The 16,090-nt window shown below is 69.2% G+C and carries 11 protein-coding genes; 5 read left to right on the top strand and 6 right to left on the bottom strand.

Annotated features, from left to right (window positions below; translation table 11 throughout):
- Window positions 1–15 precede the first annotated feature (15 nt).
- Window positions 16–621, bottom strand: a complete 606-nt coding sequence (locus VIL67_RS10110; protein ID WP_332048754.1) for a DUF4893 domain-containing protein — start codon at window positions 619–621, stop codon at window positions 16–18.
- A gap of 516 nt (window positions 622–1,137) precedes the next feature.
- Window positions 1,138–2,100 (bottom strand): hypothetical protein, encoded by a 963-nt coding sequence (locus VIL67_RS10105; protein WP_332048753.1) that lies wholly within the window; start codon window positions 2,098–2,100, stop codon window positions 1,138–1,140.
- Between the two features lie 417 nt (window positions 2,101–2,517).
- Between VIL67_RS10105 and VIL67_RS10100 the strand changes: the two genes are divergently transcribed.
- The 3 genes from VIL67_RS10100 to pgsA all read left to right on the top strand — a co-directional run bounded on the left by VIL67_RS10100 (window position 2,518) and on the right by pgsA (window position 6,955).
- On the top strand, window positions 2,518–4,305 hold the full coding sequence (locus tag VIL67_RS10100) for a long-chain-acyl-CoA synthetase (RefSeq protein ID WP_332048752.1): 1,788 nt from the start codon (window positions 2,518–2,520) through the stop codon (window positions 4,303–4,305).
- Window positions 4,306–4,408: 103 nt separating this feature from the next.
- Window positions 4,409–6,274, top strand: coding sequence for an excinuclease ABC subunit UvrC (gene uvrC, locus VIL67_RS10095; protein ID WP_414696198.1), 1,866 nt, complete (start codon window positions 4,409–4,411; stop codon window positions 6,272–6,274).
- A gap of 66 nt (window positions 6,275–6,340) precedes the next feature.
- Complete coding sequence (gene pgsA / locus VIL67_RS10090; RefSeq protein WP_332048750.1) at window positions 6,341–6,955, top strand: CDP-diacylglycerol--glycerol-3-phosphate 3-phosphatidyltransferase; 615 nt, start codon at window positions 6,341–6,343, stop codon at window positions 6,953–6,955.
- On the opposite strand, the gene VIL67_RS10085 is transcribed toward pgsA, so the two are convergent.
- From VIL67_RS10085 to VIL67_RS10075, 3 genes are all read right to left on the bottom strand, one after another.
- Window positions 6,952–7,392, bottom strand: coding sequence for a YciI family protein (locus tag VIL67_RS10085; RefSeq protein ID WP_332048749.1), 441 nt, complete (start codon window positions 7,390–7,392; stop codon window positions 6,952–6,954). The two genes, pgsA and VIL67_RS10085, sit on opposite strands and share 4 nt — an antisense overlap.
- 73 nt (window positions 7,393–7,465) lie before the next feature.
- A complete protein-coding gene (locus VIL67_RS10080) occupies window positions 7,466–8,836 on the bottom strand; it encodes an L-serine ammonia-lyase (protein WP_332048748.1) in 1,371 nt (456 codons plus the stop codon).
- A 76-nt stretch (window positions 8,837–8,912) separates the two neighbouring features.
- On the bottom strand, window positions 8,913–9,806 hold the full coding sequence (locus tag VIL67_RS10075; RefSeq protein WP_332048747.1) for a pirin family protein: 894 nt from the start codon (window positions 9,804–9,806) through the stop codon (window positions 8,913–8,915).
- A gap of 116 nt (window positions 9,807–9,922) precedes the next feature.
- Here VIL67_RS10075 and VIL67_RS10070 point away from each other — a divergent pair, with 116 nt between their 5' ends.
- Window positions 9,923–11,842 carry a S9 family peptidase gene (locus VIL67_RS10070; protein WP_332048746.1) on the top strand — a complete coding sequence of 640 codons (1,920 nt, stop codon included), beginning with the start codon at window positions 9,923–9,925 and terminating at the stop codon, window positions 11,840–11,842.
- A gap of 122 nt (window positions 11,843–11,964) precedes the next feature.
- Here VIL67_RS10070 and VIL67_RS10065 read toward each other — a convergent pair whose 3' ends face one another.
- Window positions 11,965–12,462: an Lrp/AsnC family transcriptional regulator gene (locus VIL67_RS10065; RefSeq protein ID WP_332048745.1), complete on the bottom strand. Its 498-nt coding sequence runs from the start codon at window positions 12,460–12,462 to the stop codon at window positions 11,965–11,967.
- 141 nt (window positions 12,463–12,603) lie between these two features.
- On the opposite strand from VIL67_RS10065, the gene VIL67_RS10060 reads away from it, so the two are divergent.
- Entirely contained in the window at window positions 12,604–16,038 is a 3,435-nt protein-coding gene (locus VIL67_RS10060) for an indolepyruvate ferredoxin oxidoreductase family protein (RefSeq protein WP_332048744.1), read from the top strand.
- Window positions 16,039–16,090: the final 52 nt, after the last annotated feature.

Here is a 16,090-nt window from a genome sequence, read left to right as displayed (position 1 = left end):
TTTCGGCGACGCGGCTCAACGGCGCAGCTCGATGATGTCGAGCGTCGACTCCACCTTTGGGAATGGCAGCACCAGCCGCCAGCGCTGCGGACCGATCCGCTCCACCACGCCGATTTGGTCGCGCTCCGGGTCCCGCCCGTACACCGCCGGACCCTCGTCACCCCAGGCTACGGCTCCGAGGTAGACGAGCCGGCGGCGGTTCTCGGGATAGAGGTTGCCCATGGGCCGTTGCGAACCCGTCGTCTTGGTGAGCGTGAGGTCGCCTCCGGGCGAGAGCGCGACCTTGCAGGTGAACCAGCCGTAAGCGATCACGCCCGCCCCGCTGCCCGTTTCGCCGGAGCCCAGCTTGATGGTCCGGCATTGGTAGGTCCCCGGCGTCGGTTCCGGGCGCGAGGGCAGGGCTGCGCGCGGATCTGCGACTGGCCCCAGGGCCTTCAGCTCGCGGGAGTGTCTGACCCGGGCCTGCGCGAGCGCCTGGCGCCAGGCCTCATCCAGGCCGCCGAGCCGCCGCCTGTCCTCTCGGGTGGCGTCGCTTCTCCAGTCGGCCGAGGCGGCCAGGACCACAGCCGGCATGGACAGCACGGCGATGGTCAGGGTGAACGGCAGCAGCGGATGGCGCATCGAGGGACTCCAGATATGCGAGAGCTATCCGCGTCCAGCTGAACCTCTGATGACGCCGTGCCTCAGCCGGCGACGTGGATCACGGCCTGAACGACAACGCTCCAGAACGCGGCGCAGACCGCGAGCGCGGCGGCGAGGCCAAGCAGCCGCCGCGGCCGGAAGCCGGTGCGGCGGCGTGGTCTCGGACCTTCCATGGCGCAAGCGGCCAGCACTTGCGGCGCGACTGAGGGTCGGTGGCTGAACGCGCGAGCGCCTCGGGGGTGCGGAGCGTTGAGAGAGAGGGTCATGCGTCCATCCTCCGGGTGGGTGGACGTGCCATATGGCTCATCGGAGGCGCGGTGGCGCTTCCGCAAAACTACAGTAGCGCCGGCGACGGCCTACATCTCGATTTCCACCGGCACCGCGACCCGGCCTCAAGCCGCGACGGGCCCTCCGTGCGGCCTCCATAGCGCATCGTGTGGAAAGGGCGGCTCCGTCGCCGGAGCCGCCCCTCTGCTATCCCGATGGAAGGCGTGTTTACGGCTGGGTGGTGGCGTCAGCCGGGGTTTCCGCCGCGCCCGAAGGGTCCGAGCCGGTCTCCGTTTCCGCGGGCAGGGTCGGCGGCGTGGCCGGAATGGCGGGGGCAGCCGTCGCTTCCGGCGTCACCGGCGCGCTGGCGGCCGGGGCCGCCGCGCCGCCGCTCACCGCCGAATAGGGCTGCGGCCCGGTGGGCAGGGTCGCGGTGGTGCTGGCGTTCACGCCCACTTCACCGGCCGAGGCGGCGACCGCCGGGCGGGTGCGCGTCGTGGCGCGGGCCGTTGTCGGAGTGGTGCGGCGCTCGCTGACGGCGGCGCGCTCGCCGGACCCGGCGTTCACGGCCGGCGGGGCGCTCTCGTTGGCGGCCATCTGGGTCGGCGCCGTCGAAGCCATCGGGGCCGCGGCCGAGGTCGCGGCGGCCATCTCGGACGGCTCGCCTGGCGCGAGCTCGGCGACGCCCTGCTCGTTGGGTTGGCTGGCGTACCAACCCCCGGCGGCCAGGCCGCCCAAGGCCACTACGCCGGCGGCCAGGGCCGCGGCGGGGACGCCGCCCTTCTTCTTGGCGGTGGTCGTACGGGTCCGGGTCGGCGCGGCCATCATGGGTTCCGAGGCCGTGGTGGTGGCGGTGTGGTTGGCGCTGCTATGGCCGGAGCTGATCGGCCGGTCCATGGCGCTGCCGAGACCGACGCTGGCGGCCGCGCCCATCGCGGGACCTGTATGCGTCGAGGTCATTGGGCGCTCGCTCGTCGAGCCAACGGTGTGCTCGGCTGTGGAGGCCGTGGGGGTCGAGGTCGCTTCGCTGCTGGTCGAGGCGCCGCCAGACGCGGCCGGCGCGCTGCGGCCGAAGCCGCTGCGGCGCTTCTTGCCATTGCGCTCCCAGACCGGCGTCGCGGCGAACAGGGAGTCCCCGCTCTCGGTCGGTCCGCCAGGAGTCTGGGAAGACGGCGTGTAGTTCATGGACATGATCAGTCCCTCCAGGAAATCTCGTGGACCCGGAAACTCACCCATGCCCAAGCCGGTTCCGCAATCGTGATGAGTCGAGCTTGGCCATTGTAGACTAGGTGGTGACTGTCCGGCGCGTCGATGCCTGTGTAAGGCCACCGGGTTTACTTTGCGATACAGTGGCCTAGTCGATCCATTGCCTCCCGCTTCTGAGCCAAGAAGGCGGAAATCTGGCCAGCGTCGCCGTAGAAAGACCTTATTCAGGCGGGGGTCGGGGTCCGGCGCCCTGCTGACGAGATCCCCTGCCTTGAGCTCGCCTGTGGCGCGAACGTCGCGCCCTTCGCTTCGCCGCGCAGGTGTGACCATCCGCGCGCTGCCGATTGCTTGACCCGCCCCGGCGGCGTTCGCCAAGGTCCGCGCTCCAGGTCGGAGGGGATGATGCGCCTTAAGGCAAGGCTTCAGCGCGAGTGGCGTTTCGTGCGTGGGCTGAACCGGACCCTGAAGCGCGTGAAATCTGTGGCGCCCGACAGCGCCAATCTGATCTGCGATGACCTGCAGGCGGCGGTGGAGCGGTTCAGGGAGCGGCCGGCGATCACCTTCGAGGGGCGCACGGTCACCTTCGGCGAGATGGACGCTATCGCCAACCGTTTCGCCCACTGGGCCAAGGGGCTGGGCATCCGGCGCGGCCAGACGGTGGCGCTCTTCATGCCGAACCGGCTGGAATACTTCTGCGTCTGGTACGGACTGTCCAAGATCGGGGTGGTCACGGCGCTCATCAACAACCAGCTCGCCGGACTCCCGCTGGCCCACTGCCTGAACATCTCGCAGGCCAACCACGTGATCGTCGACGCTGAGACGTCGCCGGCGTTCGCGGCGGCGCGCGACCTGCTCGAGCGCACGGTGCAGCAGTGGGTGCTCGGGCCCGCCACAGGCGACCAGCGCGACCTGGTTCAGGCGCTGAAGAGCTGCTCGATGCTGCCGCCGGACCGCGGGGTGCGCGAGGACGTGCGCGCGCGGGACACGGCCCTGCTGATCTTCACCTCCGGGACAACCGGCCTGCCGAAGGCGGCTCGGGTGACCCATCAGCGCGCGCAGCTCTACATGCGCGGCTTCGCAGGAGCCACGAACGCGCGCGCCACAGACCGCATCTATGTCACCCTGCCGCTCTACCACGCCACCGGGGGGCTCTGCGCCTTGGGCGCGGCTTTCCTGAACGGGGGCTCCGTCGTGCTGCGGCGCCGCTTCTCGGCCAGCCATTTCTGGGACGAGGTGGCGGCCGAGGGGTGCACGATGTTCGTCTACATCGGCGAGCTCTGCCGCTACTTGGTGAACGCTCCCGAGCACCCCGACGAGGCGCGGCACAAGATCCGCCTCGCTTTCGGAAACGGGCTCCGCCCCGACGTCTGGCCTGAGCTGAAGCGCCGCTTCCGCATCCCGGATATCCTCGAGTTCTACGGCTCGACGGAAGGCAACGTCAGCATGTTCAACTTCGATGGCCGGGAGGGGGCGATCGGCCGGGCGCCCAAGTGGCTGCGAAAGCGGTTCAACATCCGCCTGGTGCAGTTCGACGTCGACACCGAGCAGCCGATCCGCGGCCCGAACGGCTTCTGCATCGAGTGCGGGCCAGGCCAGATCGGCGAGTGCATTGGCCGCATCGGCACGGACGCGCGCTCCGACTTCACCGGCTACGTCGACCGCGCCGCGTCCGAGAAGAAGGTGCTGCGGGACGTCTTCGAGAAGGGCGACCGCTGGTTCGCCACCGGCGACCTGATGCGCATGGACGGAGACGGCTACCTCTATTTCGTCGACCGGATCGGCGACACCTTCCGCTGGAAAGGCGAGAACGTGTCCACGAACGAGGTCGCTGAACGGCTGCTCGCGGCCCCCGGCGTTCTCGAAGCCAACGTCTATGGTGTCGCAGTGGACGGGGCGGACGGCCGTGCGGGGATGGCCGCGCTGGTGGTGTCGCCCGAATTCGACATCAAGACGCTCGGCGAGCACGTGTCCCGCGAGCTGCCGTCCTACGCCCAGCCTCTGTTCATCCGGATCCTGCCGGAGCTCACCACCACCGGCACCTTCAAGCTGCGCAAGGTGGACCTCGTGTCCGACGGCTACGACCCCGGCAAGATCAAGGGGCCGCTCTTCTTCCACGATCCCAAGAAGGGCTACGTGAAGGTCACCAAGGCCGTGTTCGAGAAGATCGGGTCTGGCGGAGTCAAGGTCTGACCGAGGCGCACCAAACCGCCTGACCCGCGCAAGACGCCCGGCGTGAGGCCCGCCGACGGCGTCTGCGAAACGTCGCGCTCACACCTGGCCCGAAGCGTCCTATATGTGCGCCATGCTCGCTTCTCCGGCCCTCAAGGGCGCCGCCCTGATCAAGGATGAGGTCAAACGCCTGCCCGACCGGCCCGGCGTGTACCGCATGGTCGGCGAGGATGGTGAGGTGCTCTACGTCGGCAAGGCGCGGAGCTTGAAGAAGCGGGTCCTCCAGTACGCCCAGGGGCGCTTCCACACCCAGCGGATCGCCCACATGGTCGATCTGACGCGCTCGATGGAGTTCGTCACCACCCAGACCGAGACGGACGCCCTGCTGCTCGAGATCAATCTGATCAAGCAGCTGAAGCCGCGCTTCAATGTTCTTCTGCGCGACGACAAGAGCTTCCCCGAGATCGTCATCCGCCGCGATCACGAGGCGCCCCAGCTGCGCAAGCACCGGGGCGCGCATACGATCAAGGGCGAGTACTTCGGTCCCTTCGCCAGCGCCTGGGCGGTGAACCGCACGCTCAACACCCTGCAGAAGGCTTTCCTTCTGAGGTCGTGCTCGGACAGCGTCTACGACACCCGCACCCGGCCGTGCATGTTGCACCAGATCCGCCGCTGCTCGGCGCCGTGCACCGGCCTCGTCAGCCTGGAGGACTACAACGGCCTAGTCGACCAGGCTCAGGCCTTCCTGCGCGGCAAAAGCCGGGCGGTGATGTCCAAGCTGGCGGAGGAGATGCAGGCGGCGTCGGATGACCTGGAGTTCGAGCGCGCCGCGCGCCTGCGCGACCGGATCCGGGCGCTGGCCTCCATCGCGCAGGAGCAGCAGATCAACCCCGAGACGGTGGACGAGGCCGACGTCTTCGCCCTGCACGCCGAGGGCGGCCAGGCCTGCGTGCAGGTGTTCTTCTTCCGGGCCGGCCAGAACTGGGGCAACCGCGCCTACTTCCCGCGCGTCGACAGGACGGATGAGGACGTGGACGTGATGAGCGCCTTCCTCGGCCAGTTCTATGACGACAAGCCGATCCCGCGGATGATCCTGGTGAACATCGAGCCCAGCGACTGCGCCCTGCTGGCCGAGGCCTTTTGCCAGAAGTCGGGCCGGCGGGTGGAGATCAGCCGTCCGCAGCGAGGCGAGAAGAAGAAGCTGGTGGACCACGCGCTGACCAACGCGCGTGAGGCGCTGGGCCGGAAGATGGCCGAGAGTTCGGCGCAGTCGAAGCTGTTGGCCGGCGTCTGCGAGGCGTTCGGCCTTGAGGGGCAGCCCGAGCGGATCGAGGTCTACGACAACAGCCACATCATGGGCACCAATGCGGTCGGAGGCATGATCGTGGCGGGCCCGGAGGGCTTCCAGAAGAACCAGTACCGGAAGTTCAATATCCGTTCGACGGAGCTCACCCCCGGCGATGACTACGGGATGATGCGAGAGGTGCTGCGCCGCCGCTTCTCGCGCCTGGTGAAGGAAGAGGAGGAGGGCAACGAGGCCATCCGCCCCGACCTGGTGCTGATCGACGGCGGCGCGGGCCAACTGGCCGCGGCTGTGGAGATCATGGCCGACCTGGGCGTCGACGACGTCCCGGTGGTCGGGGTGGCGAAGGGGCCAGATCGGGACGCAGGGCTGGAGAGGTTCTTCATCCCGGGCAAAGAGCCGTTCATGCTCGAGCCCAAGAGCCCGGTTCTCTACTATCTGCAGCGTCTCCGCGACGAGGCGCACCGCTTCGCCATCGGCAGCCATCGCACACGTCGTGCGATGGACATGAAGAAGAACCCCTTGGACGAGATCGAGGGCGTCGGACCCGGGCGGAAACGAGCCCTGTTGCACACGTTCGGTTCGGCGCGCGGCGTCTCGCGGGCTTCGGTCGAGGACCTCGCCAAGGTCGAAGGCGTCAGTCTGCCTCTGGCTCAGCGGATCTACGCCTTCTTCCATAAAGCCTAGGGCGTGTGAGGGCAAACGGCTAAGCTTGACGGGAACGAAGCACAGGCCGGATACGCTCAAGCCCGCATGAAGTCGCTGCCGAACATCCTAACGTCGCTGCGCCTGGTCCTGGCGCTGTTCATGTTCCTGGCGCTGGCCGCCGCGGCGGGAGCCATCCCGGTCATATCGGACGACCTGCCGCCGGAGACCCAGTTCGCCCTCGAGCGTTGGGCGGTCTACGCCTTCGTCATTGCCGCGGTCACTGACTTCTTCGACGGCTGGCTGGCGCGCCGGCTGAACGCCACCAGCGTCTGGGGCGCCATCCTCGACCCGATCGGCGACAAGGTGCTGGTCTGCGGCGCGGTGCTGGGCCTGCTCGCACTCGGCCCCCAGCCAATGGTGGTGGTGCCAGCCGGCCTGATCCTGTTCCGCGAGTTCACCGTCAGCGCGCTGCGCGAAGTGGGCGCTGGCCGCGGCGTGAAGCTCCCGGTCACCCTGCTCGCGAAGTGGAAGACCACGCTCCAGCTCACAGCGCTGGCGCTGGAGCTGGTCGTGGCGTCGTGGGGCGCCTTCAGCTTCCCCGCGGAGTGGCAGGTGGGCTTCGCCCTCTTTGCGCACGGCCTGTTCTGGCTGGCCGCGGTGGTGACGCTGATCACGGGCGCCCAGTACTGGGAACAGACCCGGAAGGCGCTTGGCGCCTAGGCGGTGCCCTTGGGCGCCTTGGCGACTTGCTCCTCGCGCCAGGATTTCTCCTGGTCCATCACCTCGTCGGAGACGTAACCCTCGAAGTCCTCCGGCTCGTGGAACGGGCGCAGCTCCACTTCCCCGTCATCAAAGGGAATTCGGCGGGCCCACGACAGAGCCTCATCCATGTCCTTGCACTGGATGATCCAGTACCCGGCGATCAGTTCCTTCGTCTCAGCGAAGGGGCCATCGGTGACGACGGTGTTGCCGCGGCCTTCGAAGCGTACCCGCTTGCCGGCCGAGCTGGGCTTCAGGCCGGCGCCGTCCAGCAGCACGCCAGCGGCGATCAGTTCATTGTTGAACTCGGCCATCTCGGCGAACATCCGTTCAGCGTCAGGCGGGAACTCGCCGGCTTCCGAGAGCGGCGTGGCCTTCACGATCATCAGGTAGCGCATCGTCGTTCTCCCTGGTCCTCGGTGGTGGTCTCTCCGAAGGACGAACGACAGTCCGGCCTTCCGACAACCGCCGTCAACATTCCGCGAGATTGACCGCCAGGCCGCCGAGCGAGGTCTCCTTGTAGATGGCGCTCATGTCCTCGCCGGTGCGCTTCATGGTGGCGATCACCTTGTCGAGGCTGACGGTGTGGCGGCCGTCGCCCAGCAGCGCCAGGCGGGCGGCGTCGATGGCCTTCACCGCGCCCATGGCGTTCCGCTCGATGCAGGGGATCTGCACCAGGCCGCCGATCGGGTCGCAGGTGAGGCCGAGGTTGTGCTCCATGGCGATCTCGGCGGCGTTCTCGATCTGGGCGTTCGAGGCGCCCATGGCGGCGGCGAGCCCGGCGGCCGCCATGGAGCAGGCGACGCCCACCTCGCCCTGGCAGCCCACCTCGGCGCCGGAGATCGAGGCGTTGGTCTTGTAGAGGGCGCCGATGGCTCCCGCGGTGAGCAGGAAGGTGCGGCGCTTCTCGGCCGTCCCCTGGTGGAAGCGGTCGTAGTAGCGCAGCACAGCGGGCAGCAGGCCGGCCGCGCCGTTCGTGGGGGCGGTGACGACGCGGCCGCCGGCGGCGTTCTCCTCGTTCACCGCCAGGGCCCAGAGGTTCACCCAGTCGAGGGCCGCCAGAGGATCGGCGATGCGGCGATCGGCGTCGGCCATCAGGTTCTGCCAGACCTGGTTGGCCCGGCGCTGGACCTTCAGCCCTCCGGGCAGCACGCCGTCGACGCGCAGGCCCCGGTCGATGCAGGCGTACATGGCGGCGGCGATGGCATCGAGGCCGTCGTTGATCTCCTGCTCGGAGCGCAGCGCCTTCTCGTTCTGGAACATCAGCTCGGCGATGGAGAGGCCGGCCATGGCGGCCCGCTGGAGGAGCTCGTCGCCGGAGGCGAAGGGGTGGGGGACTTCGGGGCCGGAGACGGTGGGGGTGTTCTGCCCCATCTCGTCCTCGTCGCGGATGAAGCCGCCGCCGATGGAGAAGTAGGTCCGCTCGGCGATGAGGGCGGACTCGGCGTCGTAGACCGCGAACTTGAGGGCGTTGGGGTGCTGGGGAAGGCGGGTGCGGCCGGCCCAGACGAGGTCGCGGGCCTCGTCGAAGGCGACCTCGTGGCGGCCCGCGAGGACGAGGCGGCCCTCCTGGCGGATGGCCGCCAGGGCCTGGTCGGCGGCGTCGGGGTCGAGGGTGCGGGGCTCGAAGCCCGCCAGGCCGAGCAGGACGGCGCGGTCGGTGGCGTGACCGCGGCCGGTGAGGGCCAGGGAGGCGTAGAGCGTGGCTTCGACGCGCTGGACGCGGCCCAGGCGCTCGCCCAGCCAGTCCAGGAAGCGGGCGGCGGCGGTCATGGGGCCCATGGTGTGCGAGCTGGAAGGCCCGACGCCGAGCTTGAAGAGGTCGAAGACGCTGACGTTCATCCGCCCCATAAACGCGCAATCCGCGCAAGGCTCAACCGCCGTCAGGCCGGCGGGCGGAAGGTTCTTGCGCGCCGCCTCAGCTCATGGGGTTGGGCGGCGGCGCCGGGTCGCCGGGCAGGGGGATGAACTCGGCGTCGTCGGCGTCCGGCAGCTTCATTCGGCCGGCGCGCCAGTCGGCCTTGGCCTGCTCGATTCGCGCCTTGGACGAGGACACGAAGTTCCACTCGATGAAGCGCTCGCCGACGGGTTCGCCGCCCAGCAGCATGACCATGGCGGGCGTCACGGCGGTGAACAGCACCGGCTGGCCCGGCGCGAAGACCAGCATCTGGCCTTCGTGGAATTGGCGGCCGTCCACCTCGACGACCCCTTGCGCCACATAGGCCGCGCGCTCGGGATACTCGGCCGGCAGCTGCGCCTGGGCGCCGGCCTGCAGCCGCCAGTGGACGTAGAACATGGGCGAGCGCACCGGCACGACCGACTTGGCGCCGAACGCCTCGCCAGCGATCAGCCGCGCCCAGAGGCCGCCGGCTTCGTAGGTGGGGAGGCCTTCCGGGTCGTGGTGGCTGAAGCCCGGGTCGATTTCCTCGTCCTCCCGGGGAAGGGCGATCCAGGTCTGGATGCCGTTCATCCGGCCCCCGTGGGCGCGAAGGTGCTCGAACCGCTCGGAGTGGGTGATGCCGCTGCCGGCCGTCATCCAGTTGACCTCGCCCGGCCGGATCGGCTGGACCGCGCCCACGCTGTCGCGGTGGGTCATCTCGCCCTCGAACAGGTAGGACAGGGTGGAGATGCCGATGTGCGGGTGAGGCCGCACGTCCACCTCGCGGCCGAAGCCGGCCTGGAACTCGGCGGGGCCCATGTGATCGAAGAAGATGAAGGGGCCGACCATGCGCCGCCCGGCGTAGGGCAGCACACGGCCGACCTCGAAGCCGCCGAGGTCCTTCCGCCGCTGGTCGATGACAAGCTCGATCATGGTCGCTCCGACGCTCCATTCGTACGCAATCTGGGCCGCGTCCCTGGCCATGCCGCCGGTTCGTTGCCGTGGCCAGCGGTTTCGCTAAGGTCGCCGTCCATTTCGGGGGACGTACCATGAAGCGTGCAGCGGGTCTGGCGGCGATGCTGGCTCTGGCGGCCGGTGGGGCCAGCGCCCAGGGCTGGCCGGTGGCGGCCGACATCCCGAAGCCCGCGCCCGTGGCGCTTGGCCTGGCCGGCGAGGGCGTGGACATCACGCGCTACCTGCTGGTCCGGGGGGCCAGCGCCTTCGACCTGTCGGCGGACGGTCAGACCGTCTTCTACACCACCAACGTCACAGGCGACCCGCAGCTGTGGAGCGCGCCGGCCGCGGGCGGTTGGCCCACTCAGCTGACCTTCGGCTCGGGTATCGACTCGATGCTGGCCCTGCCGGACGGCGGCGTGGTCTACGGCGCCGACACCGGCGGCGACGAACGCCAGGGCTTCTATGTGCTGTCGCCGGACGGCCGGCGCGAGCGAGTGCTGATCGCCAAGTCGGAAGCCTTCCGCGAGATCGGCGACGTGTCCCACGACGGGCGGGTGGTCTACGCCTCGACCGAGCGCAACGGGCGCGACTTCGACATCTATGTGGCCGACCTCGCCACCGGGGCTTCGAAGCGGGTTTACGAGGGCTCGTTCGGCTTCCTGCCGCGCGCCTGGCAGCCCGGCGGGCCCCACGTGGTGGTCACCGAGGTGCGCGGCGAAGACGGCGCCGACCTGCACCTGCTGAATGTCGACACCGGCAAGATGGAGCTGCTGTTCCGGCCGAAGCAGGCGGCCAACTTCGACGGTTTCGAGTGGCTGCCGGACGGCTCCGGGTTCTTCCTGGTGTCGAACCTGGATCGCGAGTTCCAGAACCTGGCCTTCTATGACCTCAAAACCCGCAAGATCCGCTTCCTGGAGGCGGAGTCGCACGACGCCACGAACGTCTCGCTGAGCGGCGACGGGCGCTACCTGGCCTGGGTGAGCGAAGTGGAGGGCTACAGTCGCCTGTCCGTGCTCGACCGTCAGACCAATCGCAAAGTGGATGCGCCGGCCCTGCCGCGCGGGGTCTACGACATGCGCTTCGCCGAGCACGCGCCGGTGCTGGGCGTCCGGGTGACCGGCGCGCAGGCGGCCGGGGAGGTGTTCACCTGGAACGTGGCGACGGGGGCCTTGTCGCGGCCGGTCGCCACCAGCTGGGCTGGCCTCGACCCGGCCACGATGGTCACGCCCGAGGCGATCACCTTCAAGGCGCGCGACGGCGTGACGGTGCGTGGGCTGTTCTATGCGCCGAAAGCTTCCCCCGGCGGAGGCAAGCCGCCCCTCGTTCTGCATGTCCACGGCGGGCCGAGCGCCCACGCCGTGCCCGGCTTCTCACCGCACCTGCAGTACTTCGCGGCCCGCGGCATGGCGGTGCTGGACCTGAACTACCGCGGCTCCACCGGCTACGGAAAAACCTACGCCCACCTGAACGACAAGCGGCTGCGGGTGAAGGAGCTGGGCGATCTGGCAGACGCGGTGGCCTACATGCGCAGCACAGGCCGGGTGGACCCCGCGAAGGCGGCGGTGATGGGCGGCTCCTACGGCGGCTACCTGACCAATGCCGCGCTGGGCGCCTATCCAGACCTGTTCGTGGCGGGGGCCTCGTTCGTGGGCGTCAGCGACTGGGTGAAGGCCTTGGAAGGCGCCTCGCCGGCCCTGAAGGCCTCCGACCGGCAGGAGTATGGCGACATCGACGACCCGAAGGACCGGGCGTTCTTCGCCTCGATCTCGCCAATCAACAACGCCGGCAAGATCCGCACGCCGCTGCTGGTTGAGCACGGGGCCAACGATCCGCGCGACCCGGTGACCGAGTCGGATCGGTTCGTGGAGGCGGTGCGCAAGGCCGGGACCGAGGTGGTCTACCTGCGCTTCCCCGACGAGGGGCACTCGGTGGTGAACCTGGCCAACCGCGTGCACATGTGGCGCCGCGTGGCCGCCTTCCTGGAGGAGAAGTTCGGGATGGCGCGGCCTTAGGGGCCGCCAGCTCTCCTCACGAACCAACGCCCCCTGAGGCCGCTCTTCCCGGGGGGCGGCTTCGGGCTCAGCTTGGGCCCCGGCTTTCGCCGGGGTGAGCGGAACGGGGGAGGGAGCCTGCCTCAGCCTTGTGCGGAGACGTACGGGCTGACGAGCCCAAGCGGCGCGGCCGTCGTGTGCTTCACCGAGCGGATGACGATCCGGCTCTCGATGTTGGAGACGAGGCCCAGCGACAGGATCTTGTCGCGCAGGAAGTCGTCGAACGCGTGCATGTCGCGGGTCACGATACGCAGCTCGTAGTCCGCGGCGCCGGTGACGGTGGCGCACTGCACCACCTCGGGCAGCTTGCCGATGGCGGTCTCGAAGGCGTCGAGGTTGTCCTTGGTCGGTAGGGAAAGCTTGACGGTGCAGTAGACCTCGAAGCCGAGCCCCAGGCGCTCGCGGTCAAGGATGGTCACCCGGCGCTGGATCACGCCGGCGTCCTCCAGGCGTTTGATGCGCCGCCAGCAGGGACTGGACGACAGGCCGACGCGCTCGGCGATCTCGGCGACGGACAGGCCGGCGTCGTGCTGGATCAGGTCCAGGATCTTGGCATCCACGGCGTCGAGCACCTCGGACAAGTTTTCCTCCTTCTCTCGGGGCCAAGCTGCGTCTTTCTTGCCCCGGAACCCGAGGGCAGGGGCACGCTTTTGGCAAGCAATTGCTTCGTTCTTATATGATCTTCTAACTCCTTAGGGAGCCCTCGAAGGATAAAAATTGCAATGCGCCACCAGGAAGTGACGCTCGACGACAAATTTCTGCTCACCGAGGGTCGGGTTTTCATCACCGGGGTGCAGGCGCTGCTGCGCGTCCTGATGGACCAGCACCGGCTGGACCGCGCCGCCGGCCTCAACACCGCAGGATTCGTCTCCGGGTACCGCGGCTCGCCGCTCGGCGGGCTTGACCAGCAGGCGGCCCGCGCCGCCAAGCACCTGAAAGCCGCCGAGGTGGTCTTTAAGGAAGGCCTGAACGAGGACCTGGCCGCCACCGCCGTCTGGGGCTCGCAGCAGGCGAACCTGTTCCCGGGCGCCCGCTACGACGGCGTGTTCGGCATGTGGTACGGCAAGGCCCCGGGCGTGGACCGCACCGGCGACGCCTTCAAGCACGCCAACTTCGCCGGGGTCTTCCCGAAGGGCGGGGTGCTGGCGGTGGCCGGCGACGACCACAACTGCAAATCCTCAACCCTGCCGTCGCAGTCCGAGTTCGCCTTCCAGGACTTCGAAATGCCGGTGCTGGCGCCGGCCGACGTGCAGGAGGTGCTGGACTACGGCCTGCTGGGCTATGCCCTGTCGCGCTTCTCGGGGCTGTGGGTCGGCCTGATCGCAGTGGCCGACACCATGGATTCCGGCGTCACGATCGACGTCAGCCTGAAGCGGCACCAGTTCGTCACCCCCGAGAACTTCCGCATGCCCCCCGGCGGGCTGGGCATCCGGCTGAAGGATCAGCCGCTCGACAAGGAGCGGCGCCTCCGGACGCAGAAGCTGCCGGCGGCGCTGGCCTTCGCACGCGCCAACCGCATCGACCGGGTGGTGCTGGGCTCATCGCGTCCGCGGCTCGGGATCGTCTGCCAGGGCCAGGCCTACAAGGACGTCATCGAGGCGCTGTCCGCCATGGGCATCAGCCAGCGGGAAGCGGCCGACCTGGGGATCGCCATCTACAAGGTGGGCATGCCGTGGCCGCTGGAGCCCACCGGCATCCGCGCCTTCGCCGCGGGCCTCGAGACCCTGATGGTCATCGAGCACAAGCGGCCGCTGATCGAGACGCAGGCGCGCGCCGCGCTCTACGACCTGCCCGCGCACGCCCGTCCCCGGATCATCGGCAAGGTGGACGAGCAGGGCCACCCGCTGCTTTCCGAGCTGGGTTCGCTGTCGGTGGCCGAGATCGCGCTCGCCATCTCCGACCGGCTGCCGGCCGGCCCTCACATGGAGCGGGTGCACGACTACCTGAACCGGGTATCGGCGGCGTCCATGGCGGCGGTGACGCTGTCCAGCGACCAGCAGCGCAAGCCGTTCTTCTGCTCGGGCTGCCCGCACAACTCGTCCACCCGCCTGCCGGAAGGCAGCCGGGCGCTGGCGGGGATCGGCTGCCACTACATGGCGAGCTTCAACGACCCGAACACGGACCTCACCAGCCACATGGGCGGCGAGGGCCTGACCTGGATGGGCGCGTCTCCGTTCACCGAGGAGAAGCACGTCTTCGTCAACCTGGGCGACGGGACCTATAATCACTCGGGCTCGCTCGCCATCCGCGCGTCCGTCGCGAACGGCTCGAACATCACCTACAAGCTGCTGTTCAACGACGCCGTGGCCATGACCGGCGGCCAGACCGCCGAGAGCGGCTTCACCGTCCCGCAGATCACCCGTCAGCTCGCCTCGGAAGGCGTGAAGAAGATCGTCGTCGTGGCCGCCGAGCCCGAGCGCTACGAGGAGGTCACCGACCTGGCCCCCGGCGTCGAGGTGAAGCCCCGCGCCGACCTGATCGCCGTGCAGAAGGAGCTGCGCGAGGTCGAGGGCGTCACGGTGCTGATCTACGACCAGGTCTGCGCCACCGAGAAGCGCCGCCGGCGCAAGCGCGGCAAGATGCAGGCGGCCCCGCGCCGTGTGGTCATCAACCCGCTGGTCTGCGAAGGCTGCGGCGACTGCTCCAAGACCAGCCACTGCGTGTCTGTGGAGCCGCTGAACACCGAGTTCGGCCGCAAGCGCAAGATCAACCAGTCGAGCTGCAACCAGGACTACACCTGCCTGGAAGGCTTCTGCCCGTCCTTCATCACCCTGGAAGGCGCCGAGAACCCGCACAAGGAGGCGATGCCGGCGCTGACCGCCGACTCCACCCCGCTGCCGGAGTTCGAGGCCTTCACCGGCGTCAAGAACATCCTGTTCACCGGCGTCGGCGGCACGGGCGTGACCACGGTGGCCTCGATCCTGGCCATGGCCGCCCACGTGGATGGCCGCGCCGCCTCGGTGGTGGACATGACGGGCCTCGCCCAGAAGGGCGGGGCGGTGTTCAGCCACGTGAGGATCGGGGAGACCGAGGAGAGCGTGGTCGGCGGCCGCGTGCCGGCGGCGAGCGCCAACGTGCTGATCGCCTGCGACCTGCTGGTGGCGGCGGGGGCCGACGCCCTGGCGCTGTACGCCAAGGACCGGACCGTGGCGGTGGGCAACGCCGACTTCTCGCCCACGGCCGACTTCGTCACCGACCGGGACGTGCGCTTCGACGCCGACGCCCAGGCCCGGCGCATCGCCGCGGCGGTGAAGTCCTACGACGCCATGCCGGCCCAGCACCTGGCGGTGAACAACCTGGGCGACGCCATCTACTCCAACATGATCATGCTGGGCTTCGCCTGGCAGAAGGGCGTGGTGCCGATCTCCAGCCGGGCGCTGTATCGGGCCATCCGGCTGAACGGGGTGGACGCCGAGGCCAACCTCCAGGCTTTCGAACTGGGCCGCAAGGCGGCGCACGACCCGGCGAGCCGGGGCCTGCGCGAGGACGACGTGCCGACGCCGGAGACCATGCCGGTGGAGGAGCTGATCACCCATCGGGCGCGTGAACTGGAAGCCTACCAGAACCGCGCCTACGCCCAGCGCTACCTCGACAAGGTGCGCCAGGTGCAGGAGGCGGAGAGCCGGCTGGGCTCAGACCGCCTGACCCGTGCGGTGGCGTCCAACCTCTACAAGCTGATGGCCTACAAGGACGAGTACGAGGTCGCCCGCCTGCACACCGACCCGCGCTGGCGCGAGTACCGCAACTCGATCTTCAAAGGGGGCAAGGAGAAGGTGTGGCTGGCCCCGCCGATCCTGTCGCCCAAGGACAAGGACGGCCGCCCGAAGAAGATCGCCTTCGGCGGCTGGATGAACGACGTGGCGTTCCCCGTCATGGCCAAGATGAAGGGCCTGCGCGGCACGCCGCTGGACGTGTTCGGCTACAGCGCCGAGCGTAAGATGGAGCGCAACCTGATCCGCGACTACGAGGCGGGTGTCGACCGGCTGCTCTCCCAGCTGGACGCCGAGCGCCTGCCGGTGGCGGTGAAGATCGCCGCCGTGCCCCAGCAGATCCGCGGCTTTGGCCACATCAAGGAAGCGAGCCTCAAGCCTGCGAAGGCGGAAGAGGCCCGGCTCTGGGCGGAGTGGGAGAAGGCGGGCGCGCGGGAACTGGCGTAGGCAGCGCCTTTCCACCGCTCGTCCCGCCGCCGGCAGACTCGGCTTGGGTCCC

The sequence above is a fragment of the Phenylobacterium sp. genome, assembly GCF_036563385.1.
In the GTDB taxonomy this organism is placed as follows: domain Bacteria; phylum Pseudomonadota; class Alphaproteobacteria; order Caulobacterales; family Caulobacteraceae; genus Phenylobacterium.
This window is presented reverse-complemented; position numbering and strand designations above follow the sequence as displayed.

Coding starts and splice junctions, on each gene's coding strand:
- VIL67_RS10105 (WP_332048753.1), bottom strand. CDS start 2,100: ATGTCCATGAACTACACGCCGTCTTCCCAGACTCCTGGCGGACCGACC.
- pgsA (WP_332048750.1), top strand. CDS start 6,341: ATGAAGTCGCTGCCGAACATCCTAACGTCGCTGCGCCTGGTCCTGGCG.
- VIL67_RS10070 (WP_332048746.1), top strand. CDS start 9,923: ATGAAGCGTGCAGCGGGTCTGGCGGCGATGCTGGCTCTGGCGGCCGGT.
- uvrC (WP_414696198.1), top strand. CDS start 4,409: ATGTGCGCCATGCTCGCTTCTCCGGCCCTCAAGGGCGCCGCCCTGATC.
- VIL67_RS10110 (WP_332048754.1), bottom strand. CDS start 621: ATGCGCCATCCGCTGCTGCCGTTCACCCTGACCATCGCCGTGCTGTCC.
- VIL67_RS10080 (WP_332048748.1), bottom strand. CDS start 8,836: ATGAACGTCAGCGTCTTCGACCTCTTCAAGCTCGGCGTCGGGCCTTCC.
- VIL67_RS10085 (WP_332048749.1), bottom strand. CDS start 7,392: ATGCGCTACCTGATGATCGTGAAGGCCACGCCGCTCTCGGAAGCCGGC.
- VIL67_RS10100 (WP_332048752.1), top strand. CDS start 2,518: ATGCGCCTTAAGGCAAGGCTTCAGCGCGAGTGGCGTTTCGTGCGTGGG.
- VIL67_RS10075 (WP_332048747.1), bottom strand. CDS start 9,806: ATGATCGAGCTTGTCATCGACCAGCGGCGGAAGGACCTCGGCGGCTTC.
- VIL67_RS10060 (WP_332048744.1), top strand. CDS start 12,604: ATGCGCCACCAGGAAGTGACGCTCGACGACAAATTTCTGCTCACCGAG.